The organism is Sphingomonas sp. SphC10, from assembly GCF_057004845.1.
On record NZ_CM168044.1, the window covers coordinates 2,540,001 to 2,566,975 of the forward strand.

The following is a 26,975-nucleotide window of genomic DNA, read 5'->3' on the forward strand; positions in this document are numbered from 1 at the left end:
GGCGCCCTTTCCCTTCGGAAAGGACGCCCCCGATCATAGGACGGTTGAGAATCAGGCGTTCAGAGACGGCCGACCGTCACCGGCCGATCCTCAGTCCGCTTGAGCGGATTGGCGAGCGGCAGGGTGAACGGTGCCGCCGCGATCTCGAACACATCGCCTTCCTGGGTGCGGATGCCGTCCGAGAAGGAGAGCGTCGCCGTGCCGAAGAAATGGACATGCACGTCCCCCGGACGACGGAACAGCGCATATTTGAAATGGTGATGCTCGAGATTCGCCAGGCTGTGCGACATATTCGCCTCGCCCGACAGGAACGGCTTTTCCCAGATGGTCCGACCGTCGCGCGCCACCTTGCTGGTGCCCTCGATATGGTCGGGCACCTCGCCGAGCAGCAGTTCGGCGCCCAGCGCGGCGGGGCGCAGCTTGCTGTGCGCCAACCAAAGATAGTTGTGACGCTCGGTCACATGGTCCGAAAATTCGTTGGCGAGGCACAGGCCCAGGCGATGCGGGGTGCCGTCGGGCCCGATCAGATAGATCCCCGCCAGTTCGGGCTCTTCGCCGCCGTCCTGTGCAAAGGCGGGCATTTCCAGCGCGTCGCCGGGGCCGACCAACTGCGAGCCGTCACCCTTGTAGAACCATTCCGGCTGCTGGCCGACCTGGCCTTCGCCAGGCTTGCCGCCCTCGACGCCTTCCAGGAACATGCGCATCGAGTCGGTCTGGTGCGCGGCGGCCGCGGCATCGCGGTGCATCTTGTCGCGCCCCTCGGCCGAGCCGAGATGGGTCAGGCCGGTGCCGGTCATGACGCAATGCGCGGGATCGGCGTGGTCGATCGGCGCGATCAGATGCCCCGCCGCCAGTTCGGCCGCCAAATCGACGCTTTCCCCCTGCCCGCAAGCCAGCGCGGTATCGAGCAGCGACCGGCCCTCCGCGATCGCACGCTGGGCGAGCGCAATGACGCTCTCGACGCCCGGCACGAACGCGGCCTGGTCGCCGCGTGCCAGAATGACCGAGCGCTCACCCGAGGGCGCGCGGTGCTGCAACAGACGATCAGCCATCAAATCCTCCCCTGATATCTTTTCAACAAAAAGGGGCGCGGACCCTGATCGGCCCGCGCCCCGTCATTCCTTAGCCCGGCTGGCCATCGACCAGGCGGGGCAGCGTGCCCGCGGCTTCGTCCTTCAGATCCTGCGGCAACAGCGCGGCCGCCAGGTTCTGGTACGACACGGGCCGCAGATAACGGTCGATCGCCAGGCTGCCGACCGAGGTCGTGCGCGCGTCCGAGGTCGAGGGGAACGGCCCGCCATGGACCATCGCATGCGCGACTTCCACGCCGGTCGGCCAGCCATTGGCGAGGATACGGCCCGCCTTGCGCTCGAGCACCGGCACCAGCCGCGCGGCCATATCGGTATCGCCCTCGTCCATCTGGATCGTCGCGGTCAGCTGACCCTCGGCGGCCCTGAGCACGGCGATCAGTTCCGCCTCGTCGCGGCAGCGGACCAGGATCGACGATGCGCCGAACACTTCATGGCCCAGTGCCTCGTCTGCGAGGAACGCCTCGGCCGTGGTCTGGAAGAAGGCGGCGCGACCGGCGGTGATGCCCTCGCCCACCTTGCCCTGCGCGATCGTCTCGACCTTGTCATGGCTGGCGAGCGATTCGGTGCCCTTGGTGTAGGCGGCATGGATACCCGGCGTCAGCATGGTCTGCGCCGCTGCCTCGGGCAGCGCGGTGCGCGCGGCCTCGACGAATGCGTCCAGCCCCTCGCCCTCGATGGCGAGCAGCAGGCCCGGATTGGTGCAGAACTGCCCGGCGCCCATGGTCAGCGAACCGACGAACGCGGTGCCCAGCGCCGCGCCGCGCGCCTTCAGCGCCTCGGGCATCAGCACGACCGGGTTGATGCTCGACATTTCGGCATAGACGGGGATCGGCACCGGGCGTTCCTGCGCGATCTTGACCAGCGCCAAGCCACCCGCGCGCGAGCCGGTGAAGCCGACCGCCGCGATGCGCGGATCGCGGACCAGCGCCGCACCCAGTTCGTTGCTCGGGCCGGTCAGGTGGCTGAACACGCCCTTGGGCAGGCCACAGGCTTCGACCGCCCGCTCGATCGCGGCGGCGACCAGCGCGCCGGTCTGCGGATGGGCGGGGTGGCCCTTGACCACGACCGGGCAACCGGCGGCCAGCGCCGACGCGGTGTCGCCACCGGCGGTCGAGAAGGCGAGCGGGAAGTTCGATGCGCCGAACACCGCGACGGGACCCAGCGGCACCATGCGCAGGCGCAGGTCGGGGCGCGGCAGCGGCTGGCGGTCGGGCATGGCAGGGTCAATACGAACCTGCAGATAGGCCCCAGCGCGCAGCACCTTGGCGAACAGGCCCAGCTGGCCGACGGTGCGGCCACGCTCGCCCTCCAGGCGCGCACGCGGCAGGCCGCTCTCACGCATCGCCGCCTGGATCAGGTCGTCGCCGATCGCCATGATCTCGGCACCGATCTTGTCGAGGAACGCGGCGCGCTCCTCGCGGCTGGTGGCGCGATAGACGTCGAACGCCTCCTCCGCCGCGGCGCAGGCCGCCTCGACATCGGCCGGTCCGTGCACCGCAAAGGCGTCGCCCACCGGCTGGCCGGTGGCGGCGTCGATCGAACGGAAATCGGTCATAGGGGAAGCTCCTTTATATTACTCCGACATATTAGTTTGACGGAGCGATGGCAATGTTAAAGGTTGTGGGTAAGGATGGGGGCGGAGAGGTACGATCGATGAGTGACAGCATGACGAACGGCGACGCGCCGCCTGAAACCGTCGGAGAGATGGGGTCTGACGAGGCCGCCCCCAAGGCCCGGCGCGGCACCGGCCGCCGCCTGCATGGCGCGATCGCGCACAAACTGGGCGCGGCGATCGTCTCGGGCGAGTATCGGCCCGGCGACACGCTGTCGGGCGAGGTCGCCTTTTCCGAAGCGCTCGACGTGTCGCGCAGCGCGTACCGGGAAGCGGTGCAGGTGCTGAGCGCCAAGGGGCTGGTCGAAAGCCGACCCAAGACCGGCACGCGTGTCCTGCCGCGCAGCCGCTGGAACCTGCTCGACCCCGATGTGCTGGCCTGGGCCTTTTCGGGCGAGCCGGACATTCACTTCGTGCGCAGCCTGTTCGAACTTCGCGCCATCGTCGAGCCTGCCGCCGCCCGGCTTGCGGCCGAGCGTCGTGACAAGACCGACCTGAAGGATATGCGCGACGCCCTGGGGGCGATGCGCCGCCATACGCTGGCCACCGATGCGGGGCGGGCCGCCGACCGGGACTTCCACAATGCGGTGCTCTCCGCGACGCGCAACGACGCGCTGGTCGTGCTGTCCGCCAGCATCGGCGCGGCGGTCGCCTGGACGACCCAGTTCAAGCAGCGGTCGCGCGCGCTGCCCCGCAATCCGGTGCCCGACCATGTGAAGGTCTATGACGCGATCGCCGCGGGCGATGTCGAGGCAGCGGGAGAGGCGATGCGACTGCTCGTCGATCTGGCGCTGGAGGATACGCGCAGCGCGATGGAGGGATAAAAGGCCCGCTCCCGCGAAGGGAGCGGGCCACCCGAGACGCCGGGTTCGGGAATGAGAGTTTTCCGGCCGAATCGCCATTCTGTAATGCTTTTTCCCTCCCTCGCCCCTCATCGAGGGGAGAGGGTTGCGCAGACTTGGTCTTTGCGAAAGCAAAGGCTTAGTCGGAGCTGGGTGAGGGGTGTGCGCTCGCATGTGCGAGCGCGCGAACCGAAGGCTCGCTCAACCCCTCACCCAAGCTGCGCTAGCCAGCACGCTCCGCTAACCCTCTCCCCTGTCCAGGGGAGAGGGGAAAGAAGAATTCAAATCGCCGCGCGGTGGACCGGCTTGGCGGGAACGGTAACCCGGAAGGTGAAGATGTCGCCCGCCTGGACCTGCTCGGCCAGTTGCTCTTCCGACAGGCCCTGCCGCGCAGTGGTGGCATAGGCGGTACGGCCATCAGGGCCGCCCAGCGCGATCTTGGTGATGTTGGACACGGGGAAGCGAACCTCGTCGGTCAGCACGCCGTCCGGGCCATAACGCCGGGCGGCCCAGCCGCCGAAGAAGCCGACCCACACGCCACCCTCGGCATCGCAGATCGCGCCATCGGGATGGCCGTCCGCATCGCCGAACCGCGCGAACTCGGTCGAGGGGCCGAGCGTGCCGTCACCCAGGATCGGATGCGCCAGGATCACCTTGCCCAGCGTATCGACATGATAGAGCGTCGAGTCGTCCGGCGAGATGGCGGGACCGTTGGTGATGCACACCGCATCCGCACTGGTGGGCGTGACCAGACCAGCGGCCCATTGGAACAGGCGGCCCGACAGCGAGGTCTCGTCATTGTCCATCGTGCCGAACCAGATCCGCCCCTGCCCGTCGACACAGGCATCGTTCAGGCGATTGGCGGGCAGATGCGTATCGACCTCGGCCAGCCGTTCGAAACCGCCGGTCGCAGGATCGAAGTGATGCGGCCCCGACTTCAGCCCGGCGACGAAACCACCGCGCTGCGCAGGGACGATCCAGCCGACCATTTCGGGCGAGGCCCAGTGATCGAGCGTGCCGGCAGCCGGATCATGGCGGTAGATGCGCTGCTGCTTGATATCGACGAACCAAAGCGCGTCATCGACCCAGATCGGGCCTTCGCCCAGCGTCGCACCCACGGTCAGGCAATGTTCGGCCTGCTGCATCACTCTCTCCTTGCTCTCGCCCGGTTTGTTACCGCCAACCGGCGTCGATGAAATAATCGTGGCCGGTGCACATCTTCGCATCGTCCGACGCGAGGAACAGCACCAGGGCCGCCACGTCCGACGGCTGGATACGCCCGTCGAGGCACTGGGCCGCGACGATCTCCGCCTCGCCTTCGGGGGTATACCATTTTTCCTGGCGCGGCGTCTGTACATTGCCCGGCACGATGGTGTTCACGCGGATATTCTCGCGCCCCAGATCGCGCGCGAGGCTGCGGGTCAGCCCCTCGATCGCGGCCTTGCAGGTCTGGTAGAGGACCAGGTCGTTCAGACCCAGATGCCAACTGATCGACCCGAAGTTCAGGATCGCGCCGCCGCCTGCCCGCTTCATCGCGGGGATCACCGCCTGCGCGGCGAAAAACTGGTGGCGAAGATTGACGTTCAGCCGCTCGTCCCAATAGGCCGGGGTGACGTCCTCGATGCTGTGGCGATCGTCATTGCCCGCATTGTTGACCAGGATGTCGACACCGCCCAGCGCCTCTTCCAGATCGGCGAAGATCGCCTTCAGGCTGTCGAGGTTGGTCAGGTCGCAGTGGCGCTGGATCGGCGCATGACGCGCATCGGGGGTCAGCCGGTCGACGAGCGCCTGGGCCGCATCCTCGGCAATGTCGACGAAGGCAACGCGCGCGCCCTGCGCCACGAACGCCTCGACCAGCCCCTCGCCGATCCCCGAGCCGCCGCCCGTCACGATGACGCGCTTGTCGATCAGGCTGGGGTAGCGCGCGACCATGTCGGTCGCGGCACTGGTCTTCTGCAACATGGAAGTCTCCGTCACAACAGGCCGCGCTTGGCCAGGTTGCGCATCAAATCGCCCAGACCGAAGGTCCAGGCGGGGGCATCGGCCGAGGTCATCACCGGATTGACCAGCGTGCCGAGGCGCGGATTGGTGATGACGACCGTGTCGCCGACCTTGTGGGTGAAGCCACGGCCCGGCTCGTCGCGGTCCTGGGTCGGCGCGAACAGCGTGCCGAGGAACAGGACGAGGCCGTCCGGGTAATGATGCTCGCTGAGCGCCTGACCGAGCAGATCCTCGGGGTCACGGCTGATCTGGTCCATCGAGCTGGCGCCTTCCAGCACATAGCCGTCGGTGCCGGTGATGGTCAGCTTGACCTCGCTCGACCGGACATCGTCCATGGTGAAACCGTCGTCGAACAGGCGGACGAGCGGGCCGAGCGAGCAGGACGCGTTATTGTCCTTCGCCTTGCCGAGCAGCAGCGCCGAGCGCCCCTCGAAATCGCGCAGATTGACGTCGTTGCCGAGCGTCGCGCCGACCGCCTTGCCATGGGCATCGGCGACCAGCACAACTTCCGGCTCCGGGTTGTTCCAGGTCGAGTCGGAACGGACGCCGACCGGCATGCCCCAGCCCACCGTCGACAGGACCGGCGACTTGGTGAAGATCTCCGCATCCGGGCCGATCGCGACCTCCAGATATTGCGACCACAGGCCTTCGGCGATCAGCGCGTCCTTCAACTGCGCCGCCTCGGGCGAGCCGGGTACGACCGAGCGGATATTGCCGCCGAGTGCCGCCTCCAGCGTGCCGCGAAGCCCCGCCGCCTTGGCATGGTCGCCGCGTGCGCGCTCCTCGATCACGCGCTCCAGCGCGGACACGGCAAAGGTCACGCCCGCCGCCTTCACGCATTGCAGGTCGATCGGCGACAACAGCCGATGGGCCGCGCCCGCTTCCGGCGACAGGTTCAGATCGGCCAGTTCGCCCAGCGCCTCGCCCTGCGATGCCTCGACCGTGCCGCTCGCCAGCAGCGCCGAGACGGTGGGGGCTACGCGGCTCATGTCATAGACCTGGCCGTTCTCGACCAGGATCGGGCAAGGCCCCTCGCCCCGGTCGATCCGGCCGACAAAGCGTCCGTTGCGCCAATCGTCCGGCAAAGCGCCCATCAGGTCGGTATGATTGCTGGCCATAATTCCTCTCCGCAGATTTGTTAGCGGTATCGATTGCTGTCCGGTTCAGGTCAAGGGGGCCCGGGTCGGCCGCCCCGTTCTGGGGCGTTCCACAAATGCAGCGTGTTCAAATCCCGCCTGTACCCGTCTAGGACTTGGGCGACGGCCCCTTCTCCTCGGCGGCGGCCAGTGCACAGGAATCGCATGCGTATCGAAGATCCCGCGTTCACCGTTACGATGGACGATCGGTACATCATCCACGTTCGCGCACATGGCCCGTGGTCCCCGGAAATCGCCAATCGCTACTGGCTGGCCTTCAAGCCCTTTCTCGACGAATCGCGCCGCCAGCTGGGATATGCCAAGGCGTTGATCGATCGGCGGGGTGCCCCCATCATGTCGATGGCCATGGTACAGGCCATGCGCGACGGGATCGTCGCCCATTATCATCCCGACGATCGCCTGGCCCTGGTCGTCGATTCCAGCCCGCTGAAATTGCAGGTCCGGAAAAACTACCCGCTCGCGCATCTCGACGCCTTCCTGTCGCACGATGCCGCCCTGGCCTGGCTGCAGAATCACTGAACCCGATCGGTCGACCGGCCGGGCGGGATGATCCGCCCGGCCGGTCGACCTGATCATCAGCGCCCCTATCAGTGGTTGTCGCGCGGCAGACCCTGGGTCTGGGCGATGCGCTGATACTTCTCGGCGCCTTCCAGGATCGCGCCGGTCGACATCTGACCGACCACCGAACGCTGGATTTCCTGCCACGGGGTCTGCGAGGCCGGATATTTATACCCGCCCGCCGCCGCCAGGGTCTTGCGACGCTCGGCCAGTTCTTCCTCGGAGATGAGGATGTTGGCGCTGCCCGTGTTCAGGTCGATGCGCACCCGGTCGCCGGTCTGGATCAGCGCCAGGCCGCCCATCGCCGCCGCCTCGGGGCTGGCGTTCAGGATCGAGGGCGATCCCGACGTGCCCGACTGACGGCCATCACCGATGCAGGGCAGCGAATGCACGCCCTCGGTGATCAGATAGGCGGGCGGACGCATGTTGACGACTTCCGCCGCCCCCGGATAGCCGATCGGCCCCGCGCCGCGCATGAACAACAGCGTTTCGGGCGTGATGCCGGTCGCGGGATCGTCGATCCGGTGATGGTAATCCTCCGGCCCGTCGAACACGACCGCCGGGCCTTCAAAGGCGTTCAGATCGTCGGGGTTGGACAGGTAACGCTCGCGGAATTCGGGCGAAATCACGCTGGTCTTCATGATCGCGGCGTCGAACAGATTGCCCGACAGCACGATGAAGCCCGCTTCCTCGACCAGCGGCTGCGCGAAGGGACGGATGACCTTTTCGTCCTCGATGGCGACGCCACGGCAATTCTCGCCCATGGTCTTGCCGTTGACGGTCAGTGCATCCTCGTGGATCAGCCCCTGCTCGATCAGCTGGTTGACCACGGCGGGCACGCCGCCTGCACGGTAATAATCCTCGCCCAGATACTCGCCCGCAGGCTGCAGGTTGACGAGCAGCGGCACCTTGTGCCCCTCGCTCTCCCAGTCCTGCACGGGCAGGTCGACGCCGATGTGACGTGCGATGGCGGCGAGGTGGATCGGCGCGTTGGTCGAACCGCCGATCGCCGAGTTGACCTTGATCGCGTTGTGGAACGCGTCCTTGGTCAGGATCTCGGAGGGCTTCAGATCCTCGTTCACCATCTCGACGATGCGCTTGCCGGTGAGGTATGCGACTTCCTGGCGATCGCGATACGGCGCCGGGATCGCCGCCGAGCCGGGCAGCGACATGCCGAGCGCCTCGGCGAGCGAGTTCATCGTGGTCGCGGTGCCCATGGTGTTGCAATAGCCGGTCGAGGGGGCCGACGACGCGACCAGGCGGATGAACTCCGCATCGTCGATCTCGCCCGCCGCCAGCATCTGGCGCGCCTTCCACACGATGGTGCCCGAGCCGGTGCGCTCGCCCTTGTGCCAGCCGTTCAGCATCGGGCCGACCGACAGCGCGATCGCCGGGATGTTGACCGTCGCGGCCGCCATCAGCATCGCCGGGGTCGTCTTGTCACAGCCGATCGTCAGCACGACGCCGTCGAGCGGATAGCCGTACAGCACCTCGACCAGCCCCAGATAGGACAGGTTGCGGTCGAGACCGGCGGTCGGGCGCTTGCCGGTTTCCTGGATCGGGTGGACCGGGAATTCCAGGACGATGCCGCCCATCTCGCGCACGCCTTCGCGAACGCGCTCGGCCAGCACCAGATGGTGGCGGTTGCAGGGCGAGAGGTCGGAGCCGCTCTGCGCGATGCCGATGATCGGCTTGCCCGACTGAAGCTCCTCCAGCGAAAGGCCGAAGTTCAGATAACGCTCCAGATAGAGCGCGGTCATGTCGATATTCTCGGGATTGTCGAACCAGGCGCGGCTGCGCAGCTTCTGGGTGGGCGTGTCGGTCATGTCAGGCTTTCGGTCAGCGAACGGTGGAGAAGCGATAGATCATGGTATGCCGGTAGGGCTTACCCGGATCGACGCGCGGGGAGACGAAGGACGGCTTGTTGGGCGAATCCGGGAATTTCTGCGGCTCCAGAGCGATGCCGTCACCCATGCGGTACAGATGGCCCTTCTTGCCGACATAGGTGCCGTCGAGGAAATTGCCCGTGTAGAATTGCACGCCCGGCTCGGTCGACAACACTTCGAGCACGCGGCCCGAGGCGGGGTCCTCCAGCCGCGCCGACAGCTGCGGCGTGGCGGTCAGCCCCTTGTCGAGCGCGAAGTTGTGGTCATAGCCCTGGCCGTAGCGGATCTGCTGGTCGTTGCCGTCGCGAATGCCGTCGGCGACGACGCGGGCCGCGCGGAAATCGAACACAGTGCCCGCAACCGGCTTCAGCTCGCCGGTCGGGATCAGCTTGGCATCGACCGGCGTGAAGGCGGCGGCCGGGATGGTCAGCTTGTGGAAGGTCGCGCCCAGGGGTGAGCCTTCACCGTTCAGGTTGAAGATCGCGTGGTTCGTCATGTTGATGACGGTCGGCTTGTCGGTCTTCGCCTCGAACGCGATGGTCAGCGACCCCGCCTCGTCCAGCGAATAGGTGACGGTGGCGTCGACCTTGCCGGGATAGCCCTGGTCGCCGTCCGCGCTGGTCAGCGCCATCACGACGCTGGCGGTGGCGCCGTCCTTCATCGACACGATCTTCCACAGATTCTTGTCGAAACCCTTGGTCCCGCCGTGCAGCGAGTTGACCTTGTCGTTCAGCGGCAGCTGATAGCTCTTGCCGTCCAGCGTGAAGCGGCCGCCCCCGATGCGGTTGGCGAAGCGGCCGACCGTCACGCCGAAGAAATTGGGATGATTTACATAATCCTCGGCCTTGTCATAGCCGAGCAGGACGTCGGCCAGCTTGCCGTCGCGGTCCGGGGCCATCACCGACTGAAGCGTCGCGCCATAGGTCAGGACGCGCGCCGACAGCCCGGCCTTGTTGGTCAGGGTCACCGTTTCGATGGCACCACCCTCGGCCGCATAGCCGGCGGGGGCGCGCTTTGCCTCGCTCGCGAGAGCAGCCGTGGAAGTCATTGCGGAGGTTACCGCTACCAATGTAAGAAAGCTCTTGATTGACGCCATCGACATGCCTCATCCCTCCGTCGCCAGACGCCATTGACGCGCCTTTTGTGTCACTATAGTCAGACAAAATATCAGGAGCAAGCCGGTCAACGAACATCTTTTGATGATGTTCGCCGGCGCGAAGGAGAGGATTTCATGGCCGCACCACCCGTCACGTCCCGCGCCAACGGCGCAACGCCTGTCGGGGGAAAGGCCGCGAACTACACGTCGGCGCTGACTCTCCTCGCCAGCCTGTTCTTCATGTGGGGCTTCATCACCGTCATCAACAACGTGTTGCTGCCGCATCTGCGGTCGGTGTTCGAGCTTGATTACGCCCAGACCACGCTGATCGAGTCGGTCTGGTTCATCGCCTATTTCTTCGCCTCCATCCCCTCGGCCAAGCTGATCGAACGCGTCGGCTATCAGAAGTCGATCGTCATCGGCCTGCTGATCATGGCGGCGGGTGCGCTGGGCATGACGCTGGCCGCCAGCCTGCCCTCTTACGGCGTGACGCTGGTCATGCTGTTCGTCATCGCCAGCGGCATCACGCTGCTCCAGGTGGCGGCCAACCCTTATGTGACGGTCATCGGCCCGCCCGAAACCGGCTCGTCGCGCCTCAACCTGGTGCAGGCGTTCAACTCGCTGGGCACCACGCTGGCGCCGCTGTTCGCCGGATATCTGATCCTCGGCCGCAGCCGCAGCGGCACCGCCGAAGCGGGCGCCGCGCTGACCCAGGCGCAGCGTTATGCCGATGCCCAGTCGGTCATCCTGCCCTATGCACTGGTCGCCGTGGTGCTGGTCGTGCTGGCCATCATCATCGCGCGCTTCCCGCTGCCCGCCCTGGGTTCGTCGACGCAGCGCGCCGCCAAGGCCGAGCGCAAGCAGCATTCGTTGTGGAAGCATCGCAACCTGACGCTCGGCATCCCGACGATGATCGCCTATCTGCTGGCGGAAATCGGCGTCGCCAACCTGTTCATCAACTTCGTGTCGCAGCCCAACATCGCCGCCGTCACGCATGACCAGGCGTCGCGCTATCTGTCGCTGCTGTGGGGCGGCATGATGGTCGGTCGATTCTTCGGCAGCTTCGTGATGCAGAAGGTCGCGCCGGAACGCGTGCTGACCGTCTTCGCCTTCGGCGCGCTCGTCGTCGTCGCGATCGCCACCTTCACCACCGGGCCGATGGCGATGTGGGCGCTGATCGCGGTCGGCCTGTTCCATTCGATCATGTTCCCGACCATCTTCACCCTCGCCATCCGTGGCCTGGGCCCGCTGACCGAGGAAGGTTCGGGGCTGATGATCATGGCGATCGCCGGTGGCGCACTCGTCGTCGTTCAGGGCTGGCTGGCCGATCATTACGGCCTGCAGAACTCATTCTTCCTGACCATGGCGTGCGAAGTCATCGTGCTCGCCTATGCGCTGTGGGGGTCGAAGCCCGCCAATATCTTCCCGGATGAAGACGCCGCGTAAACCGGCCCATCGGGAATAAGACCAAGGGGGCGGTGCCGCGAGGCGCCGCCCCTTTTGCATGAGGAGGCGCTCGGGGTTTCGCCATCGCACCCAATCTGGTAATGTTACACCGTAACACGAACGATCGAAGATGATGCGCATGATCCCCATGGCCGACACCGCCCCGCCCCGTCCCCTGTCCCTGCCCGATCATGTGCGGATCGACAGTGACTCCACGGTACTGGCGACGATCGATCAGCCGCAGGTGACGCTGGCCGTCTGGGAGCGTCCCTCTCCCCTGCCCGCCCCCGCTCTTACCGATTTTCCGACGATCCGCTTTGCCGCGAACACACAGGGCGTCGCCGCCAAGGTCCGCGACGCGCTGGCAGGCCTTTCCCCTGAGCCGTGGCACGAGATGCTGGCCACCGATGTCGCGCGGCTGGCGATGCTCTATGCGACCTGGACCGGCGAGGAGCGGGTGGAGGTGCGGATCGAGCGTGTCACGGGCAATGGCTGCTGGAAATTCCACGCCGATTATGTCGGCCTGCGGCTGATCACCACCTATTGCGGACAGGCGACCCAGTGGCTGCCCCAGGATGCGCCCGACGAAACCGCCCCGCGCGCGCTGGCGGCGGGCGATGTCGGCCTGTTCAAGGGGCGCGAGCGTGCGGGCGACCGGGCGATCATCCACCGCTCGCCGCCGATCGCGGGGACCGGCGAGGACCGGCTGCTGCTCGTCATCGACGCGCCCTGGCCGGAGGCGGATGCGTGACCAGCCTGACCCTGCCCCATGACGCCCTGCGCCGGGCTGCCCCGCCCGCCTCCGCCGCCGCACGGCTGGCGAGCATCGATGCGGTTCGGGGGCTGGTCATGGTCATCATGCTGCTCGACCATGTGCGGGATACCTTGTGCACGCATTGGGCCGTTGGCGACCCGATGGACGCGCGCCTCGTCGCCCCCGCCCTGTTCTTCAGCCGGACGCTGGCCTCGCTCTGCGCGCCGACCTTCATCGCGCTGACCGGCCTGTCGGCCTGGCTTTATGGCCAGACGCACAGCCGCGCGGAGACCAGCCGCTTCCTCCTGACGCGCGGCCTGTTCCTGATGCTGCTGGAACTGACGCTGGTCGGCTTTGCCTGGTCGGCGCAGTTCCCGCCGCAGACCATCTGGTTGCAGGTGATCTGGGCGATCGGCGTGTGCATGATCGCGCTCGCCGGATTGATCCACCTGCCGCGCGGCGCGGTGGCGGCGATCGGGCTGGCGATCGTGGCGGGGCATAATCTGCTCGACCCCATCGCCTTCGCACCCGACAGCCCCTGGTTCAAGCCCTGGGCGCTGATCCACAAGCGCAGCGCGTTCGAATGGATGGGGATCACCATCAAGACAACCTATCCGGTGCTGCTCTGGATCGGGGTGATCGCGCTGGGCCATGCGATCGGACCATGGTTCACCCGCCCGGCCGAGGAGCGGCAACGCTGGCTGGCGACGCTTGGGCTGGGGCTGATCCTGGGCTTCATCCTGTTGCGGACGATCAACGGCTATGGCGATGCACCCTGGGCCATGGTGCCGGGCGACCCTCTGCGCAGCGTGATGAGTTTTCTCGCGCTGACCAAATATCCGCCGTCCTTGCTTTTCCTGCTGTCCACCCTGGGCGTCGCGGCGCTGTTGCTCGCCCTGTTCGAGGGGCGGAGCGGGCCGGTCGCGCGCAAGCTGGCGGTGATGGGCGGCGCGCCGATGGGCTTCTACCTGCTCCACCTCTATGTGCTGCGCGGCCTGTATCTGGGCGCGGTGGCGATCTGGGGCACCAATCAGGGGCAGGTGTTCGGCCTGCCCTCGGTCGGGGCGATGTGGCTGGTCTATCTGCTGCTGATCGTGCCGCTTTATTACCCGACCAAATGGTTCGCCGACCTGAAGCGCCGCCGCCGCGACCTGCGCTGGCTGCGCTATTTCTGACCCTTGATTCCTCCCCCGGAAGGGGAGGAATCATCAGAACCAGGTCCGGATGCCCAGCGCCAGCGCGGCCCCGCCGCCGCTGGCGGGACCATAGTGACGTTCCCAATGGACCCCGACATAGGGCGCGAATTCGCGAGCGATCTCGTAGCGCAGGCGTAGGCCCAGTTCGAGGTTGGAGACGCCCGCCGCGATTTGCTGGTCGGCTATGTCCTGCGCGGCGAAGTTCACCTCGATGCGCGGTTGCAGGATCGCGCGCTGGGTGAGGCGCTGATCGACCCAAGCTTCGGTACGGGCCAGCAACTCACCCTTGTCCGACAGGAACAGCGCGCCCTCGACATCGAACCAATAGGGGGCCAGCCCCTCGACCCCGACCACGGCATAGGTCCGCCGCGCAGGCCCCCCGACATCCTGCCGCACGCCCGCCTGCAAATTCCAATAGGGATCGATCGCCCTGGAATAGAGCGCGTGCACCTCCGCCGCGCCGACCCGGTCGCGGAACGTGCCTTCGCCCTCGGTCTTGACGACCAGCCGGTGGATGTCGCCGCCGAACCAGCCCTCCCCGTCCCAGCGATAGCCGTCGCGCCCGTCACGGACCTGTACTTCGGCCAGGTTGAACAGGATCTGCGAAAAGCGCATGCCGCCATGCTCCATCCGCATCTGCCGGTTGGCGGCGGCCATGGCGGCGGGATCGTAGAAGCGGTCGGCGGCGCGATCGGTCGGAGCGGGAGGTGGCGGCGCGGAACCGACGGATTGCTGGGGCATGGCGCCATGCCCCATCGCCCCGTGGTCCATCGCCCCGTGGTCCATCGCCATGCCCTGGGGCATGGATTCCGTCTCCGGCTTGGCCTGGCAATGCCCCATGGCGGCATGTTCCGCCGAGCAGGCAGGGGCAGCCCCCTCCTTCGGCATCTCGGCCATGCCGGGCATTGCGTCGGGCTTGCCATCCGCCGGGGTGCAATGCCCCATCGCCGCATGTTCGGCCGAACAGGCCCGCACAGTCGCACGAGCCTTTTTCGGCACGGGCTTGACCACCCGGCGCTTGGCCGCCTTGCGCGGGGCCGCGGCGGGTTTGGCGGGAGCCATGGTCATGCCGGGCATCATGTGATGATGCTGCCCCATCGGATCGGCGAGCAGCAGCAGCGCAAAGGGGATCATGCCGCCGCTCCCTTGTCCGCGTCACGCCGGACGGTGACGACCTGCATCATACCCGCATGCATGTGATAGAGCATGTGGCAGTGGAACGCCCAGTCGCCCTCGGCATCCGCCGTCAGGTCGAACGTCGCGGTGCCGCCCGGCGCGACATTGACGGTGTGCTTGCGCGGGGCATGGTCGCCGTGGCCCGTCACCAGCTCGAAGAAATGGCCGTGCAGGTGGATGGGGTGCGCCATCATCGTGTCGTTGACCAAAGTCACGCGCACCCGCTCGCCCAGCCGGAACGGGATCGGAGCGGTCACGGCGTTCAGCTTCACCCCGTCGAACGCCCACATATAGCGCTCCATATTGCCGGTCAGATGGATGGTCAGCGCGCGCGACGGCGTGCGGGTGTCGGGATTGACCTTGGCACTCATCAGATCGCGATAGGTCAGGACGCGGTGTCCGACGTCCGCAAGCCCCTGGGGCGGCTCACCGGTACGGTCGACCGGCATCGGCGCGACCGTCTGGACGACCGGCGTGCGCGGCAGGCCGGGGGCGTTGGCGAAGTCGCGCATCTTATGGCTCATCTGGCCATGATCCATTTGGCCGTGATCCATTTGGCCATGGTCCATTTGGCCATGGTCCATTTGGGGCGCGGCATCCGGCTGGCAATGCCCCATCGCGGCATGTTCGGGGGAACAGCCGCCCGCCATGGCGCCGTGCTCCATGCCTCCCATCCCCATGTCCTTCATCGTCGCCAGCGGCCGGGGGCGTAGCGCAGGCACGGGCGCGACCATGCCCATCCGGGGCGCGAGCGTCCCCCGCGCCATGCCCGATCGATCCCAGGTTTCGGCGACCAGCGTATAGGCGCGGTCCTCGGTCGGCGTGACGATCAGGTCATAGGTCTCGGCCACCGCGATCTGAAGCTCATCGACCGTCACCGGCCGCACATCCTGCCCATCGGCCTGTACGACGGTCAGCGTCAGGCCGGGGATGCGGATGTTGAAGTTGGTCATCGCCGAGGCGTTGACCAAGCGCAGCCGTACCCGCTCGCCAGGTGTAAAAAGCCCGGTCCAATTGTCCGCCGGACCATGACCGTTGACCAGATAGCGATAGGTCGACCCCGTCACGTCGGACACATCACTGGGGTCCATCCGCATCCGGCCCCAGTCCAGCCGTTCGCGCAAGGGCTGGTCCTTGCCCGTCAGCAGCCCGGCCAGCGTCTGCTTCTGGTAATTGAAATAACCGCCCTGCATCTTCAACCGGCGAAAGATCGCATGGGGGTGAAGCGGGCTGTGATCGGACAGCAGCACGACATGCTCGCGGTCCGATGCGATGGGATCCGCCCCGGCGGGATCGATTACGATCGGGCCGTACAGCCCTTCCTGCTCCTGCAATCCCGAATGGCTGTGATACCAATAGGTCCCGGCCTGGACGACGGGGAACTCATAGGTGAAGCGCCCGCCCGCCGGAATGCCCGGAAAGCTGATCCCCGGCACCCCATCCATCTGAAAGGGCAGCAGCAGCCCATGCCAGTGGATCGAGCTTTCCTCGTCCAGCGCATTGACCACGGTGATCCGCACCCGCTGCCCCTCGCGCAGGCGGATCAGCGGGGCGGGGGCCGATCCGTTGATGCCGATCGCATGATAGGGCTTGCCGTCGATCATCATATGCTGGCGCGCGATGGTCAGGGTGATGTCGGGGCCGGTCAACTCGGCCCGCGGCCCGGTATGGGCCGACAGGCCATGGCCCTGCGCCCAGGCGGGCAGCACGGGCAAAGCGGCAAGCGAGGTCAGGCCGACGCCCCCGGCCAGAAGGTCACGGCGGCGTATCGCGGTCGTCGGGTCGATCATGCCCCCTTATACGCATGGGGGCGGCCCTCCCCTCACCCGGCCCCTCACCCGATCTGCTCGCGCAAGGCGGCACGGGCGCGGCGTATGCGAAGCTCGACCGCCTTACTGCTCAGGCCCAGCGCCTCGGCCGCCTCGGCCTGGCTCAATCCCTCGACCGCACAGAGGATCAGCGGCTCGCGCAACGCGGCGGGCAAGGCATCGAGCGCGGCCAATGTGCGGGCCAGCGAATCCCGCTCGATCGCCGCCGCCTCGCCCCCGATCCGGTCGTCGGCGACCTCTGCCGCCGCCTCGACCGGCAGAACCCGCGCCAGCATCGCGCGCACCCGCCGCCGTCGCGCCCAGTCCCGGCATTTGTTGAGCGCGATCCTGCTGAGCCAAGCCCGCAGGGACCGCGTCTGGTCGAACCGGCCCAGCGCGCCATGCGCCGCGACAAAACTCTCCTGCACCAGATCCAGCGCCTCGTCGGCGTCGCGGACCTGCGCCAGGATCAGGCGATAAAGCGCCGCCTTGTGGCGCGTGACGATCGCGGCATAGGCGCCCGGCCGCCCGCCGATCGCCAGCGCGACCAGATCGCCGTCCGCCAGCCCCGCCAGATCGCGCTCCCCCACGCGCCCGGCTATCGGCCTGTGTCGGTCAGCTTGGCCGCCACCAGCCGGTCGAAGGTCGCCGCCTGATCGGGGCGAAGGAGGCGACGCATCGCAAAGACATGCGCCAGCGTCGCCTTTTGCAGATCGCCCATGCTGTGATGCACCGCGTCGATGGCTTGCGAGACCTGCGGCCCGTCGCGATGCTCGGCCTCGATCGCGGCGGCCAGCTGGGCATTGTCACCACGCAACCGCGCCTCCAGCCCGGCGCGCCGCGCCGCGAACTGCGCCTCCAGCCGGTCGAGCGCGATTCGCTGGCCCGGGTCGAGCGCGATGTCGCGGTGAACCAGCATATGGATGTCGCTCGCCCGCGGCTCGGCGGGCATCAGCAACCGGCACCCGATCGCCACCCCCGCCAGCGCCGCGACGAACGCGATCACCAGGGTCAGCAGGTTCCGCCGCATCGCCCCGCTCATCGGCCGAGCAACAAGGTCGAGGGCGCCAGTCCCGTATCGAGCGCGGCGACCGCCACCGGCCGCGCCCGCGCCTCGCTGCGCCCGGCCACCACTCCGCCGCCGACGATCCCCAGCATCAACGCCGCGCCGCCCGCCAGTGCCAGTCCCCGGACCGACAGGCCAACGGTGTCCGACGCTCCCGCATCGATCGCGGCCGCCACCCGTCGCTCCAGCGCATCCAGGGTCGCGGGCGGGGTGCTGTGCGCCAATCGGGCAAGATCGCGGTCGAACGGGTCGGTCATCATGAAACCATTACGCAAAAACGGTGGCCGTCCCTCATGGGGCGGATAGGATCAGCATATGGACATGGCCACGCTTCGCAACATCGCCGCTTTCGCGCCCATCCTGGCCGCGCCCGATTTCGTGACGGGCGCATGGACCGAGCCTCGGCGATCCGCCGAGGGGGTCATCACCATGGCTTGGTTCAACCTCTCCGAGCCCGCCTCCGCCTTCGTCGCGGCCATCGCGACCGAGGATGTCGCGGCCCATTACCGCAAGCCGGTGGACGACGAAGCTCGCGCCGCGCTGATGCACATGGCCGAGCACCCTTCCGCGATCGCCGATGCGAGCATCGACCAGATCGCCTGGATCTTGACATTCCAGCTGCGCGCCGACCGGTTCTCGGAAGGATCGCTGGCACGCGCGTTCGACACAGGGCTGATGCGCGCCATCGCCGAGCGTGCGGTGGTTCTTAGCGAGATGGACCGGAAAAACCAAAAACCCCGCTAAGCCTATCGGCCTAGCGGGGTTTTCGATGGTGGGCGTGGCAAGGATTGAACTTGCGACCCCTGCGATGTCAACACAGTGCTCTACCACTGAGCTACACGCCCGCCGGAGGCCGGGCAATTAGCAGTTTCGGCGGGGCTGGCAAGCCCTAAATCGCACCATCCGCCGATTCTTTTGCAAAAAGTCGGTCCACCTCCATCACCAGGTCGCGCAGGTGGAAGGGTTTGGACAGGACACGGGCATTGGGAACCGCCTGCCCCGCCTTCAGCGTGACCGCCGCGAAGCCGGTGATGAACATCACCCGCAGGTCGGGGACCAGCGAGGCGGCACGCTGAGCCAGTTCGATGCCGTCCATCTCGGGCATGACGATGTCGGTGAGCAGCAGGTCGAACCGCTCGCTTTCCAGCAACGGCAGCGCCGCCGTGCCGCGATCAACCGCCGTCACCCGGTAGCCGGACCGCGTCAGCGCCCGTGTCAGATATTCGCGCATGACCTCGTCGTCTTCGGCCAGCAGGATATGGAACATCGCGTCATCCCGATTCATGTTGGCGGTCAGCTTAGCGGCGGCGCGGTTAAAATTTCCAGACCATTGCCCATATTGGATTGCCGCCATAGGATCGCCGCCAATGGCCAGCCCGAGCTTCGGCGCATCCTTTCAGAGCTTTGGCGATCCGGTTCCCTCGGGGCCGGTGGTCATCTCGGTTTCACATGGCGGGCGCGCCTATCGGCCGGAGCTGGTCGCGGCGCTGCGGGTGCCGGTCGCCGCCGTGATGGCGCTGGAGGACCGGCTGATCGATCTGGTCGGCATGGCGGCGCGCGGAGACGAGCCGATGCTGGTGCAGGATATGCCGCGCGCATGGATCGACCTGAACCGTGACGAGCGCGAGCGTGATCCGCTGATCGACGAGGGCGCGCGGATGGCGCCCCGCGCCTCGGCCAAGCTGCGCAGCGGGCTGGGCCTGGTGCCGCGCCGGGTGGCGGGGCATGGCGATATCTGGACGCGACGCTTCACCGATGCGGAAATCGTCGCGCGGATCGAGAACGACCACCGCCCCTATCACCGCGCGCTGGCGGAGCGGCTGGCGGCGGCGCGGGCGCGGTTCGGGCTGGCGGTGCTGCTCGACCTGCATTCGATGCCGCCGCTGGGGGCACCGGGGCTGGTACCACGCATCGTCATCGGCGACCGGCATGGCATGACGGCGGCCACTCGCTTCGTCCGCCGGATCGAGGTTGAGACGCGCGGGGCCGGTTTCGCCGTCACCCGCAATGCGCCTTATGCCGGGGGCCATATCGTCGAGCGGCACGGCGATCCGCGACGCGGCATTCACGCCATCCAGCTGGAGCTCGACCGCTCGCTCTATCTCGATGCCGCGCTGGAGGCGCCGGGGCCGGGCTTTGATGCCACAGTCGCGCTGGTGCGCCGAATCCTGTCTGCGCTGGCCGCCGAAGCCTTGGGCCAACCAGCCGCGATGGCCGCCGAATAAAAAACCGCCTCGCGCAAGGGGGAAGAGCGCGAGGCGGCCAAGGTTCAGGGAGGAGACACGCTGAAAGCGTGTCATACGACATCGCGAAAGGGGGGACACGACGTCGTACAGGATATAAATAAGAAGGGGCCTATTTGGTTCAACCCCCGCCCCCACAATTCGTCATTTTTTCGTAACGGGTGGTGGCGGAGCGGGCGTGCGGCCTCGCTGTGAGCGTCAGGCGATGGCACGCAATACACGCGCTATCTGTGGTCGCCCCCTTGTGAACTTCGCTACAGCCGCACTTCTTCCACTGGATCACCTCGTTCGTATTCCCAGATGATCGCCATGTTCATTACGTCTTCGAACGTTTGGTCGGGATGAGACGTGGTGCAGAGAAAACGCGTTGGATCATTACCGTCGCCGACGACAATCTCGTCGATAACGTCCTCGATCCTCGAGCAGCCGGGCCCGACAACCGCAACCAGAGAAACGTCATCGCGAAGGCATTGCTCAACAAAGGCGTCGAGAAGCGCCTCGTCAGAAATGGGCGCGTGCAGGATGATTTTGCGGGCGAGCGGCATGATCACGGTCTAGCGGCACCGAAAAGACAGCTTTCCACCGACGCCGGCCGCCTATGCTGGTTCCGAAGCGCACCAATATGCGCAAAAAACCAAAGCTACCAGCAATCAGCCAAGCACCTTTTATCGGGACCCCACAAACGGGCTCACCCCCGCCGGAAACTCATCCGCGCGAGCAGGTCGTCGCGCAGCAGGAAATGGTGGCGCAGCGCCGCGGCGACATGGATCACCACCAGTGCCAGCATCGCCCAGCCTAGAATCTCATGCGCTTCATGCCCGACACCGGCGGCGGCCTTGCCAATGGGGAGGGGTGGCACGTCGAACAGGCCGAACCAGCTGACGGGACGCGGTACATCGCGGCCGGAGCCGATCGCCCAGCCGGTCATCGGCATGGCGATCATCAGAGCATAGAGCGTGGCGTGGAGCGCATGGGCACTTCCGCGCGCCCAGACCGGGATTTCGGCGGGCAGCGGCGGCGGGCGATGGCCCAGTCGCCAGGCGATCCGTGCCGCCGTCAGCGCGAGCACGGTCAGGCCGATCGCCTTGTGCAGCGGAATGGTGCCGGGCAACAGGCTCTCATGGAGCAGCCCGATGGCGAGGTTCGCCACAACCAGCGCCGCGATCGTCCAGTGAAAGACGATCGCGACCTGGCTGTAGCGCGGACTGGCGGAAACGACCGGCCCGCGCATCGGGTCAGCCGACGGGCTGAAGCTGCGGCTGCGGCATCTTGCCCAGCTGCGCCTGACGGGCGAAGATGTCGCGCATCAGCGAGAGCGAGAAGAGGTGCGCATAGAGCAGCGGAAGCATGCCCGACTGGCTCATCTTGCGCAGCTGGTCCCCGCGCAGGTCGACCAGCTTTTCCTCGTTGATCATCTGGAAGCCGCGATAGACGAAGGGCTGATCCGCGCCGTCCGGCTGGATCGAGACTTCGCCGTCCATCAGCAGACCCATTTCGCCCAGTTCCTTCATGAAGTTCTGGGTGCGGGCGCCCGCCTGCTCGAACGATTCGTTGAACTGGAGGATGTTCTTGGTCAGCTCGCTCGGCTGGTTGCCGTCGAACAGCGACTCGCCGTCGTCGAACGCGCCGATGGTCGGCGAGGTCGGGTCGAAGCACAGCGACAGCTCTTCCGACTCCGGACGCAGACGGGCCAGCATGTACGGATAGCGGCGGATGTACGCGGGAACGTAGAAGTTCGTCTCAGTCAGGCGGCCTTCGTCATCGACGAAGACGTTCACGCCCTCGTTCAGGCCCATCAGCGCCAGCGGGATCGGCTGGTCGCCGACCGAGAAGACGATCGGCATGAAACGCTGCACCAGCGGGAATTCGTCCACGGTCACGGGGATGGCGTGCTGGCCGACCAGGAAGGGCGCGGTCTCCTGCGGGCGAACCTTGTAGTTCGCATGAGCCTCGCTCGAAAGCGGCTCCAGGCCGTTGTAGAAAAGCGGAAGGGACGGCGCGCTCGCCATGATATTCTCCAAAAAACTCGATCCACGCGAGCCCCCCGGCCGCGTGTCCTGCGTCCGTGTCTATGGGCCTAGCGCCTCATGCGCAAGCGACGAGCTTGCCCGGATTGAACAGACCGTGCGGATCGAGCGCCGTCTTGATGGCCCGGATCGCCGCGACCCGTTCGGGCGACAGGCGGGCGAGTTCGTCGCGCTTCATCTGGCCGATGCCGTGCTCGGCCGAAATGGTGCCGCCCGCGGCCATCACCAGATCATGGACGAAGCGGGTTATGGTCGCGGCATCCTCGGCATAGAAACGGTCGCGATCGATGCCGGGCGCGGCGCGGACATGGAAATGAATGTTACCGTCGCCCAGATGGCCGAAGCCCGAGGCGTGGGTACCGGGGAAGCGCGCGTCGCACGCCGCCGCCGCCTCGACCATGAAGCGCGGCATGGCATCGACCGGCACGGCGATATCATGCTGCACCGCCGGACCCAGCGCGCGCTCGGCATCGGACAGCGAGTGGCGGAGCAGCCAGAAGGCCTCGGATTGCGAATCCGAGGCGGCGATCACCGCGTCGGCGACGACTCCATCCTCCAGCGCACGGGCCAGTTGCGTCTCCAGCATCGCGGCGGGATCGGCTTGCGCATCGCCGGTCACCGCCTCGATCAGGACATGCCAGGGATGCGTGCCCTCCAGCGGCGCGCGTGCGCCGGGCAGATGCGCGACGGCGGCGGCCAGGCTTTCGGCGGGCATGATCTCGAAACTCTCGATCATGTCGGTCGCCGCCTGCAACCGGCGCAGCAGGGTCAGGCCCGCCGCCGGGTCGGACAGCCCGACCCAGGCGGTCGCCGAGCGTGCGATCCCCGGCGCCAGCCGCAACGCGGCGGCGGTGACGATGCCCAAAGTCCCCTCCGCGCCGATCAGCAACTGGCCCAGATCGTAACCGCGATTGTCCTTCTTCAACGCCGACAGCCCGTCATAGAGCGATCCGTCGGGCAGCACCGCCTCCACGCCCAGCGTCAGGCCGCGCATCGTGCCGAAACGCAGCACCTGCGTACCCCCCGCATTGGTCGAGACGAGACCGCCGACCGTCGCATTGCCCTTCGCTCCCAGCGTCAGCGGAAAGCGCGCGCCCTCCGCCTCGGCAGCGGCGTGAAGGTCGGCTAGGATCACCCCCGCCTCGGCGACGACCATGCCTGCGCCCGCGTCCATGCGCCGGATGCGATTCATCCGCCGGGTGGACAGGATCAGCGCCGATCCGTCGCCAGGCGGCGTCGCGCCCCCCACCATCGAGCTGTTCCCCCCCTGCGGCACCAGCCTCACCCGGTGTTCGGTCGCCGCGCGCAGCACCGCCTGCACCTGTCCCGTATCGGCGGGAGCGAGGATCGCGGGGGCATGGCCGGAAAAGCGCCGCCGCCAGTCCACTTCCCATGGCGCGATCAGCGCGGGGTCGGTGACGATGCCCTTGTCGCCCAAAATGGGGGTCAGGGCCTGGAGCAAAGCGGTCTGGGCGGGAGTCATGACGGGGATCGCCTAGGCCAGGTTCATAAAGCGTTCAATCATCGGCCCTATGAAGGGATCCTGCTGACATGCTGCGCCGCCATCGAAACCTTGCCGCCATCGCCCTGATGACGCCCGCCCTGCTGGGTGCGGCCGATCGGCGTGAACCCGTGCATTATGCGCAGGTCGTCATCCGCGAGCGTGTCGTCATCCGCGTCCCCCGCGCCGCGCCAGCACCCGTCACTCCGATCCGGTGGAAGGAACGCAAGGGCCCCCGCTGCATCCCCGCCCAGGATCTGGCGGGTGCGCTGCCCGCCGAGGAAGGTGCGGTCGATATCGTGCTGACCGGCGGCAAGCGGGTGCGTGCGCGACTGGTGCGTGCCTGTCGCCAGCTCGACTATTATTCCAGCTTCTATATCCGCCCCGGTCCCGACGGCCAGATTTGCGCCGACCGCGACCCGATCCGCACCCGTGCGGGCCGCACATGCGAGATCGAGCGGTTCCGATCCCTGGTACCGGCGCGCTGAACCGATTCTGCCAGCCGAGACGCCATCGAAATCGCCATGCCCACTCCACGGGCACGCCCCTCCCGCAGGCGGGAGGGGATGGGGGAGGGAGTGCCACAGGCGACGATCTCGGTGAGACCCCCTGCCCTCCCCCGGCCCCTCCCGCCTGCGGGAGGGGAGGAAGAAACGGAGAAGAAGACGGGAATTTCCATGACCGCCCCCCCTCCGCCATGTGGAAAACTTGACATTCGCCACCAAATCCGCAAGCGGCATAGGCTGCTGGGCGAGTGCGGGGCGATTCCCATTCCGCACCAAATTCCGGAAAATTGCATGAGCTTTGCCGATCTCGGCCTCTCCGACGAACTTCTCAAGACGGTCACCGACGCCGGCTATACCGAGCCGACGCCGATTCAGGCCTCCGCCATCCCCTCCGTGCTGATGATGCGCGACATCATCGGCATCGCGCAGACGGGCACGGGCAAGACCGCCGCCTTCGTGCTGCCGATGATCGATATCCTGGCGCATGGCCGCAGCCGCGCCCGGATGCCGCGCAGCCTGATCCTGGAGCCGACGCGCGAACTCGCCGCGCAGGTCGCCGAGAATTTCGAGAAATACGGCGCTGGCCAGAAGCTCTCCATGGCCCTCCTCATTGGCGGCGTGTCGATGGGCGATCAGATCAAGGCGCTGGAAAAGGGCGTCGACGTGCTGATCGCGACGCCGGGCCGGTTGATGGACCTGTTCCAGCGCGGCAACATCCTGCTGACCGGCTGTTCGATGCTGGTCATCGACGAGGCGGACCGGATGCTCGACATGGGGTTCATCCCCGATATCGAGGAAATCTGCACCAAGCTGCCCGCGCAGCGCCAGACGCTGTTGTTCTCTGCGACCATGCCGCCGCCGATCAAGAAGCTGGCCGACAAGTTCCTGCAAAATCCCAAGACGATCGAGGTCGCGCGCCCCGCCTCGACCAACACCAACATCACCCAGTTCGTCGTGCCAGTCGCGCCCCAGTCGTTCGAGAAGCGCAAGCGCCTGCGCCAGTTGCTGGGGCAGGAAGAGGTGCGCAACGCGATCATCTTCTGCAACCGCAAGACGACGGTGCGCGAGCTGAACAAATCGCTCAAGCAGCACGGTTTCCGCTCGGGCGAGATTCATGGCGACATGGAACAGCCGCAGCGCTTGGCCGAACTGGAGCTGTTCAAGCGCGGCGATATCAACATCCTGGTCGCCTCGGACGTCGCGGCGCGCGGGCTGGACATCAAGGGCGTCAGCCACGTCTTCAACTTCGACGCCCCCTGGCATCCGGACGATTATGTCCACCGCATCGGCCGGACGGGGCGTGGCGGCGCGACCGGCACCGCCTATACCTTCGTCGCGCCCGATGATGCCGAAAATCTCGAGAATATCGAGAAGCTGACCGGCCAGAAGATCGACCGCCTCGAACTCCCCGCCCCGGCGGAAGAGGAGCGCCCCGCCCGCCGCACGCGCCGCGACCGCGCGCCCCGCACGGCCGAGGTCGAGGTCGAGGCGACCGCCCCCGTGGCGGAAACGGTCGAGGAAGCGCCCCGCGCCCGTCCGCGTCGCGAGGAAACCCGTCGCGAACAGCCCCAGCGCGAACAGGCGCGTCGTGAGGAACCGCGCGAGACACGCAGCGAGGATCGTCGTCGCGACCGCCGTCGCTCGCACACCGACGAGGCGCCCGATGACGGCGGCTGGAATGGCCCGATTCCGGACTTCCTGAAGGTCTCGTTCGGGATCTGACGCCGCCCATGTCGCTCGACATCATCAGCTTCGTCGAACCCCAGCCGGCAAGTCTCGCCAGCCCATGCGTCCTGGTCTGCACCATGGACAAGGCGACCGGCTGGTGCCTGGGCTGCGCGCGCACCATCCGCGAGATTTCCAACTGGAGCGCCAAGCCTGCCGAGGAACGCCGCGCGATCCTGGCGGCCCTGCCCGCGCGTCAGGCCGAACTGGCGGCCCGCAAGGGCTGAGGCCTTCCCTGCCCTCCGTTCAGCCTGAGCGGAGATGGAGAATGGGTGCGAGGTGGCTTTACCGCCCCACAAAGCGCCCCGGCCGCCGCTCGGTGACCGCACGCACCCCTTCGGCAAAATCCTCGGTCCGCATCAGCTTCGCCTGCTCGGCCAGTTCATGATCGGTCGCCGTCTCGACCAGCGCGCGCAAATCCCCCCGGATCGTGCGCCGTGTCGATGCCACCGCCAACGGCGCGGCGGCTGCGATCTCATGTGCCAAGGCCAGTGCGGTCGCCTCCAACGCATCGGCGGACACCAGCTGGTCGACCAGCCCCCAGCGCTCCGCTTCCTCGCCCCGGATGCGCCGCCCGGTCAGCAGCATCATCGCCGCGCGCTGGCGCCCGATCACCCGCTCCAGCACTGCCGAGATGCCGAAGCCCGGATGCAGCCCCAGTTGGACGAAGTTCGCCACGAACCGCGCCTCCGGCGTCGCGATGCGGAAATCGGCGACCAGCGCCAGCCCCAGTCCGGCACCGACCGCCGCACCCTGCACCGCCGCGACCACCGGCGTCGCCACGCCGAACAGCCGTGCCGCCGCCATGTAGAATGGGCTGCGCTCGCCCGGCGGCAGCGGCTCGGCGACCGGGTTCGCATGGACCAGATCGGCGCCCGCACAGAATACCCGACCCTCAGATCGAAGCAGGATGGCGCGAATCGCGGGGTCCGAATCCACATCGTCGAACGCTTCCGCGAATTGCGAAATGGTTCCCAGCCCCAGATGATTATTTGGCGGATTCCGTAGGGTCAGGATAGCGACGGCCCCGTCATGGCGGATTTCGATAGTCATGCCCTCCTATTAACCCGGCTTCGACACCAGTGGCCAGCACCATACCCGTTGCTCGAAAGACACAGCGGCAAGGCATAAAGCGGCCGAGCGCAAACAGGTGCTTGAGCCCGTCACCCCGACCGGACTAGACAATGGCCATGTCAGGTGATCGGCCGATAACGGGACGACGCCTAGGCATCGGGAGCCCAAGGGCTCCGTGCCGGGAGGGGATGCCGGGCGGCCTGGAAAACG

At 67.0% G+C, this 26,975-nt stretch carries 28 protein-coding genes and 1 tRNA gene; 10 read left to right on the forward strand and 19 right to left on the reverse strand.

Features of this window, described 5'->3' with window-relative positions:
• Nucleotides 1-59: 59 nt before the first annotated feature.
• Together araD1 and ACWKSV_RS11565 are read right to left on the reverse strand one after the other, a co-directional pair.
• Nucleotides 60-1,052: an AraD1 family protein gene (gene araD1 / locus ACWKSV_RS11560; RefSeq protein WP_076713824.1), complete on the reverse strand. Its 993-nt coding sequence runs from the start codon at nucleotides 1,050-1,052 to the stop codon at nucleotides 60-62.
• A 70-nt stretch (nucleotides 1,053-1,122) separates the two neighbouring features.
• Entirely contained in the window at nucleotides 1,123-2,646 is a 1,524-nt protein-coding gene (locus ACWKSV_RS11565; protein WP_076713826.1) for an aldehyde dehydrogenase (NADP(+)), read from the reverse strand.
• Between the two features lie 149 nt (nucleotides 2,647-2,795).
• Here ACWKSV_RS11565 and ACWKSV_RS11570 point away from each other — a divergent pair, with 149 nt between their 5' ends.
• Nucleotides 2,796-3,527: a FadR/GntR family transcriptional regulator gene (locus ACWKSV_RS11570; protein ID WP_056431939.1), complete on the forward strand. Its 732-nt coding sequence runs from the start codon at nucleotides 2,796-2,798 to the stop codon at nucleotides 3,525-3,527.
• Nucleotides 3,528-3,826: 299 nt separating this feature from the next.
• Here ACWKSV_RS11570 and ACWKSV_RS11575 read toward each other — a convergent pair whose 3' ends face one another.
• From ACWKSV_RS11575 to ACWKSV_RS11585, 3 genes are read right to left on the reverse strand one after another with little or no spacing between them, the layout of a single operon-like run.
• On the reverse strand, nucleotides 3,827-4,690 hold the full coding sequence (locus ACWKSV_RS11575; protein WP_076717679.1) for an SMP-30/gluconolactonase/LRE family protein: 864 nt from the start codon (nucleotides 4,688-4,690) through the stop codon (nucleotides 3,827-3,829).
• 28 nt (nucleotides 4,691-4,718) lie between these two features.
• Nucleotides 4,719-5,507 (reverse strand): D-xylose 1-dehydrogenase, encoded by a 789-nt coding sequence (xylB, locus tag ACWKSV_RS11580; RefSeq protein WP_172839592.1) that lies wholly within the window; start codon nucleotides 5,505-5,507, stop codon nucleotides 4,719-4,721.
• A gap of 11 nt (nucleotides 5,508-5,518) precedes the next feature.
• Nucleotides 5,519-6,664: a fumarylacetoacetate hydrolase family protein gene (locus ACWKSV_RS11585; protein ID WP_076713828.1), complete on the reverse strand. Its 1,146-nt coding sequence runs from the start codon at nucleotides 6,662-6,664 to the stop codon at nucleotides 5,519-5,521.
• 183 nt (nucleotides 6,665-6,847) lie between these two features.
• Here ACWKSV_RS11585 and ACWKSV_RS11590 point away from each other — a divergent pair, with 183 nt between their 5' ends.
• The gene (locus tag ACWKSV_RS11590; RefSeq protein WP_056431841.1) at nucleotides 6,848-7,222 is read left to right on the forward strand and encodes a hypothetical protein; all 375 of its coding nucleotides are present in this window, start codon (nucleotides 6,848-6,850) and stop codon (nucleotides 7,220-7,222) included.
• 68 nt (nucleotides 7,223-7,290) lie between these two features.
• On the opposite strand, the gene ACWKSV_RS11595 is transcribed toward ACWKSV_RS11590, so the two are convergent.
• Nucleotides 7,291-9,087: an IlvD/Edd family dehydratase gene (locus ACWKSV_RS11595; protein WP_056431838.1), complete on the reverse strand. Its 1,797-nt coding sequence runs from the start codon at nucleotides 9,085-9,087 to the stop codon at nucleotides 7,291-7,293.
• A 13-nt stretch (nucleotides 9,088-9,100) separates the two neighbouring features.
• The gene (locus ACWKSV_RS11600) at nucleotides 9,101-10,195 is read right to left on the reverse strand and encodes an aldose epimerase family protein (protein ID WP_172839593.1); all 1,095 of its coding nucleotides are present in this window, start codon (nucleotides 10,193-10,195) and stop codon (nucleotides 9,101-9,103) included.
• Nucleotides 10,196-10,378: 183 nt separating this feature from the next.
• Between ACWKSV_RS11600 and ACWKSV_RS11605 the strand changes: the two genes are divergently transcribed.
• The 3 genes from ACWKSV_RS11605 (at nucleotide 10,379) to ACWKSV_RS11615 (ending at nucleotide 13,618) form a co-directional block, all read left to right on the forward strand.
• A complete protein-coding gene (locus ACWKSV_RS11605) occupies nucleotides 10,379-11,689 on the forward strand; it encodes a sugar MFS transporter (protein WP_056431830.1) in 1,311 nt (436 codons plus the stop codon).
• Nucleotides 11,690-11,819: 130 nt separating this feature from the next.
• Entirely contained in the window at nucleotides 11,820-12,440 is a 621-nt protein-coding gene (locus ACWKSV_RS11610) for a DUF1826 domain-containing protein (RefSeq protein ID WP_083706494.1), read from the forward strand.
• Nucleotides 12,437-13,618, forward strand: coding sequence for an acetyltransferase domain-containing protein (locus ACWKSV_RS11615; protein ID WP_483666799.1), 1,182 nt, complete (start codon nucleotides 12,437-12,439; stop codon nucleotides 13,616-13,618). Before ACWKSV_RS11610 ends, ACWKSV_RS11615 begins: the two co-directional genes overlap by 4 nt.
• A gap of 33 nt (nucleotides 13,619-13,651) precedes the next feature.
• Here ACWKSV_RS11615 and ACWKSV_RS11620 read toward each other — a convergent pair whose 3' ends face one another.
• The 5 genes from ACWKSV_RS11620 to ACWKSV_RS11640 are packed head-to-tail and all read right to left on the reverse strand — an operon-like array spanning nucleotide 13,652 to nucleotide 17,949.
• Complete coding sequence (locus tag ACWKSV_RS11620) at nucleotides 13,652-14,773, reverse strand: copper resistance protein B (protein ID WP_076713831.1); 1,122 nt, start codon at nucleotides 14,771-14,773, stop codon at nucleotides 13,652-13,654.
• The gene (locus tag ACWKSV_RS11625) at nucleotides 14,770-16,605 is read right to left on the reverse strand and encodes a copper resistance system multicopper oxidase (RefSeq protein ID WP_083706495.1); all 1,836 of its coding nucleotides are present in this window, start codon (nucleotides 16,603-16,605) and stop codon (nucleotides 14,770-14,772) included. Before ACWKSV_RS11625 ends, ACWKSV_RS11620 begins: the two co-directional genes overlap by 4 nt.
• Before the next feature lie 44 nt (nucleotides 16,606-16,649).
• Nucleotides 16,650-17,213, reverse strand: coding sequence for an RNA polymerase sigma factor (locus tag ACWKSV_RS11630; RefSeq protein ID WP_076713833.1), 564 nt, complete (start codon nucleotides 17,211-17,213; stop codon nucleotides 16,650-16,652).
• A gap of 8 nt (nucleotides 17,214-17,221) precedes the next feature.
• The gene (locus ACWKSV_RS11635) at nucleotides 17,222-17,653 is read right to left on the reverse strand and encodes a periplasmic heavy metal sensor (RefSeq protein WP_083706717.1); all 432 of its coding nucleotides are present in this window, start codon (nucleotides 17,651-17,653) and stop codon (nucleotides 17,222-17,224) included.
• Nucleotides 17,654-17,661: 8 nt separating this feature from the next.
• On the reverse strand, nucleotides 17,662-17,949 hold the full coding sequence (locus ACWKSV_RS11640; RefSeq protein WP_083706496.1) for a hypothetical protein: 288 nt from the start codon (nucleotides 17,947-17,949) through the stop codon (nucleotides 17,662-17,664).
• A gap of 55 nt (nucleotides 17,950-18,004) precedes the next feature.
• Between ACWKSV_RS11640 and ACWKSV_RS11645 the strand changes: the two genes are divergently transcribed.
• Nucleotides 18,005-18,433, forward strand: a complete 429-nt coding sequence (locus ACWKSV_RS11645; protein ID WP_076713837.1) for a DUF6508 domain-containing protein — start codon at nucleotides 18,005-18,007, stop codon at nucleotides 18,431-18,433.
• A gap of 26 nt (nucleotides 18,434-18,459) precedes the next feature.
• On the opposite strand, the gene ACWKSV_RS11650 is transcribed toward ACWKSV_RS11645, so the two are convergent.
• A tRNA-Val gene (locus tag ACWKSV_RS11650) sits at nucleotides 18,460-18,534 on the reverse strand.
• Between the two features lie 44 nt (nucleotides 18,535-18,578).
• The gene (cpdR, locus tag ACWKSV_RS11655; protein ID WP_056431930.1) at nucleotides 18,579-18,956 is read right to left on the reverse strand and encodes a cell cycle two-component system response regulator CpdR; all 378 of its coding nucleotides are present in this window, start codon (nucleotides 18,954-18,956) and stop codon (nucleotides 18,579-18,581) included.
• Nucleotides 18,957-19,056: 100 nt separating this feature from the next.
• Here cpdR and ACWKSV_RS11660 point away from each other — a divergent pair, with 100 nt between their 5' ends.
• Entirely contained in the window at nucleotides 19,057-19,914 is an 858-nt protein-coding gene (locus ACWKSV_RS11660; RefSeq protein ID WP_076713934.1) for an N-formylglutamate amidohydrolase, read from the forward strand.
• A 272-nt stretch (nucleotides 19,915-20,186) separates the two neighbouring features.
• Here the strand turns inward: ACWKSV_RS11660 and ACWKSV_RS11665 are convergent, their stop codons facing one another.
• From ACWKSV_RS11665 to ACWKSV_RS11680, 4 genes are all read right to left on the reverse strand, one after another.
• The gene (locus tag ACWKSV_RS11665) at nucleotides 20,187-20,477 is read right to left on the reverse strand and encodes a DUF7684 family protein (RefSeq protein ID WP_076713936.1); all 291 of its coding nucleotides are present in this window, start codon (nucleotides 20,475-20,477) and stop codon (nucleotides 20,187-20,189) included.
• Between the two features lie 143 nt (nucleotides 20,478-20,620).
• Nucleotides 20,621-21,163 (reverse strand): cytochrome b, encoded by a 543-nt coding sequence (locus ACWKSV_RS11670; RefSeq protein ID WP_076713938.1) that lies wholly within the window; start codon nucleotides 21,161-21,163, stop codon nucleotides 20,621-20,623.
• A 4-nt stretch (nucleotides 21,164-21,167) separates the two neighbouring features.
• Nucleotides 21,168-21,941, reverse strand: coding sequence for a SapC family protein (locus ACWKSV_RS11675; protein WP_056431924.1), 774 nt, complete (start codon nucleotides 21,939-21,941; stop codon nucleotides 21,168-21,170).
• A gap of 76 nt (nucleotides 21,942-22,017) precedes the next feature.
• Nucleotides 22,018-23,442, reverse strand: coding sequence for an FAD-binding oxidoreductase (locus ACWKSV_RS11680; RefSeq protein ID WP_076713940.1), 1,425 nt, complete (start codon nucleotides 23,440-23,442; stop codon nucleotides 22,018-22,020).
• A 68-nt stretch (nucleotides 23,443-23,510) separates the two neighbouring features.
• On the opposite strand from ACWKSV_RS11680, the gene ACWKSV_RS11685 reads away from it, so the two are divergent.
• The 3 genes from ACWKSV_RS11685 to ACWKSV_RS11695 all read left to right on the forward strand — a co-directional run bounded on the left by ACWKSV_RS11685 (nucleotide 23,511) and on the right by ACWKSV_RS11695 (nucleotide 25,918).
• The gene (locus ACWKSV_RS11685) at nucleotides 23,511-23,948 is read left to right on the forward strand and encodes a hypothetical protein (RefSeq protein ID WP_056431799.1); all 438 of its coding nucleotides are present in this window, start codon (nucleotides 23,511-23,513) and stop codon (nucleotides 23,946-23,948) included.
• A gap of 309 nt (nucleotides 23,949-24,257) precedes the next feature.
• Nucleotides 24,258-25,688 (forward strand): DEAD/DEAH box helicase, encoded by a 1,431-nt coding sequence (locus tag ACWKSV_RS11690; protein ID WP_076713942.1) that lies wholly within the window; start codon nucleotides 24,258-24,260, stop codon nucleotides 25,686-25,688.
• A gap of 8 nt (nucleotides 25,689-25,696) precedes the next feature.
• Nucleotides 25,697-25,918, forward strand: a complete 222-nt coding sequence (locus ACWKSV_RS11695; protein ID WP_058716795.1) for a DUF1289 domain-containing protein — start codon at nucleotides 25,697-25,699, stop codon at nucleotides 25,916-25,918.
• A gap of 58 nt (nucleotides 25,919-25,976) precedes the next feature.
• On the opposite strand, the gene ACWKSV_RS11700 is transcribed toward ACWKSV_RS11695, so the two are convergent.
• The gene (locus ACWKSV_RS11700) at nucleotides 25,977-26,744 is read right to left on the reverse strand and encodes an enoyl-CoA hydratase/isomerase family protein (protein WP_076713944.1); all 768 of its coding nucleotides are present in this window, start codon (nucleotides 26,742-26,744) and stop codon (nucleotides 25,977-25,979) included.
• Between the last annotated feature and the right edge of the window lie 231 nt (nucleotides 26,745-26,975).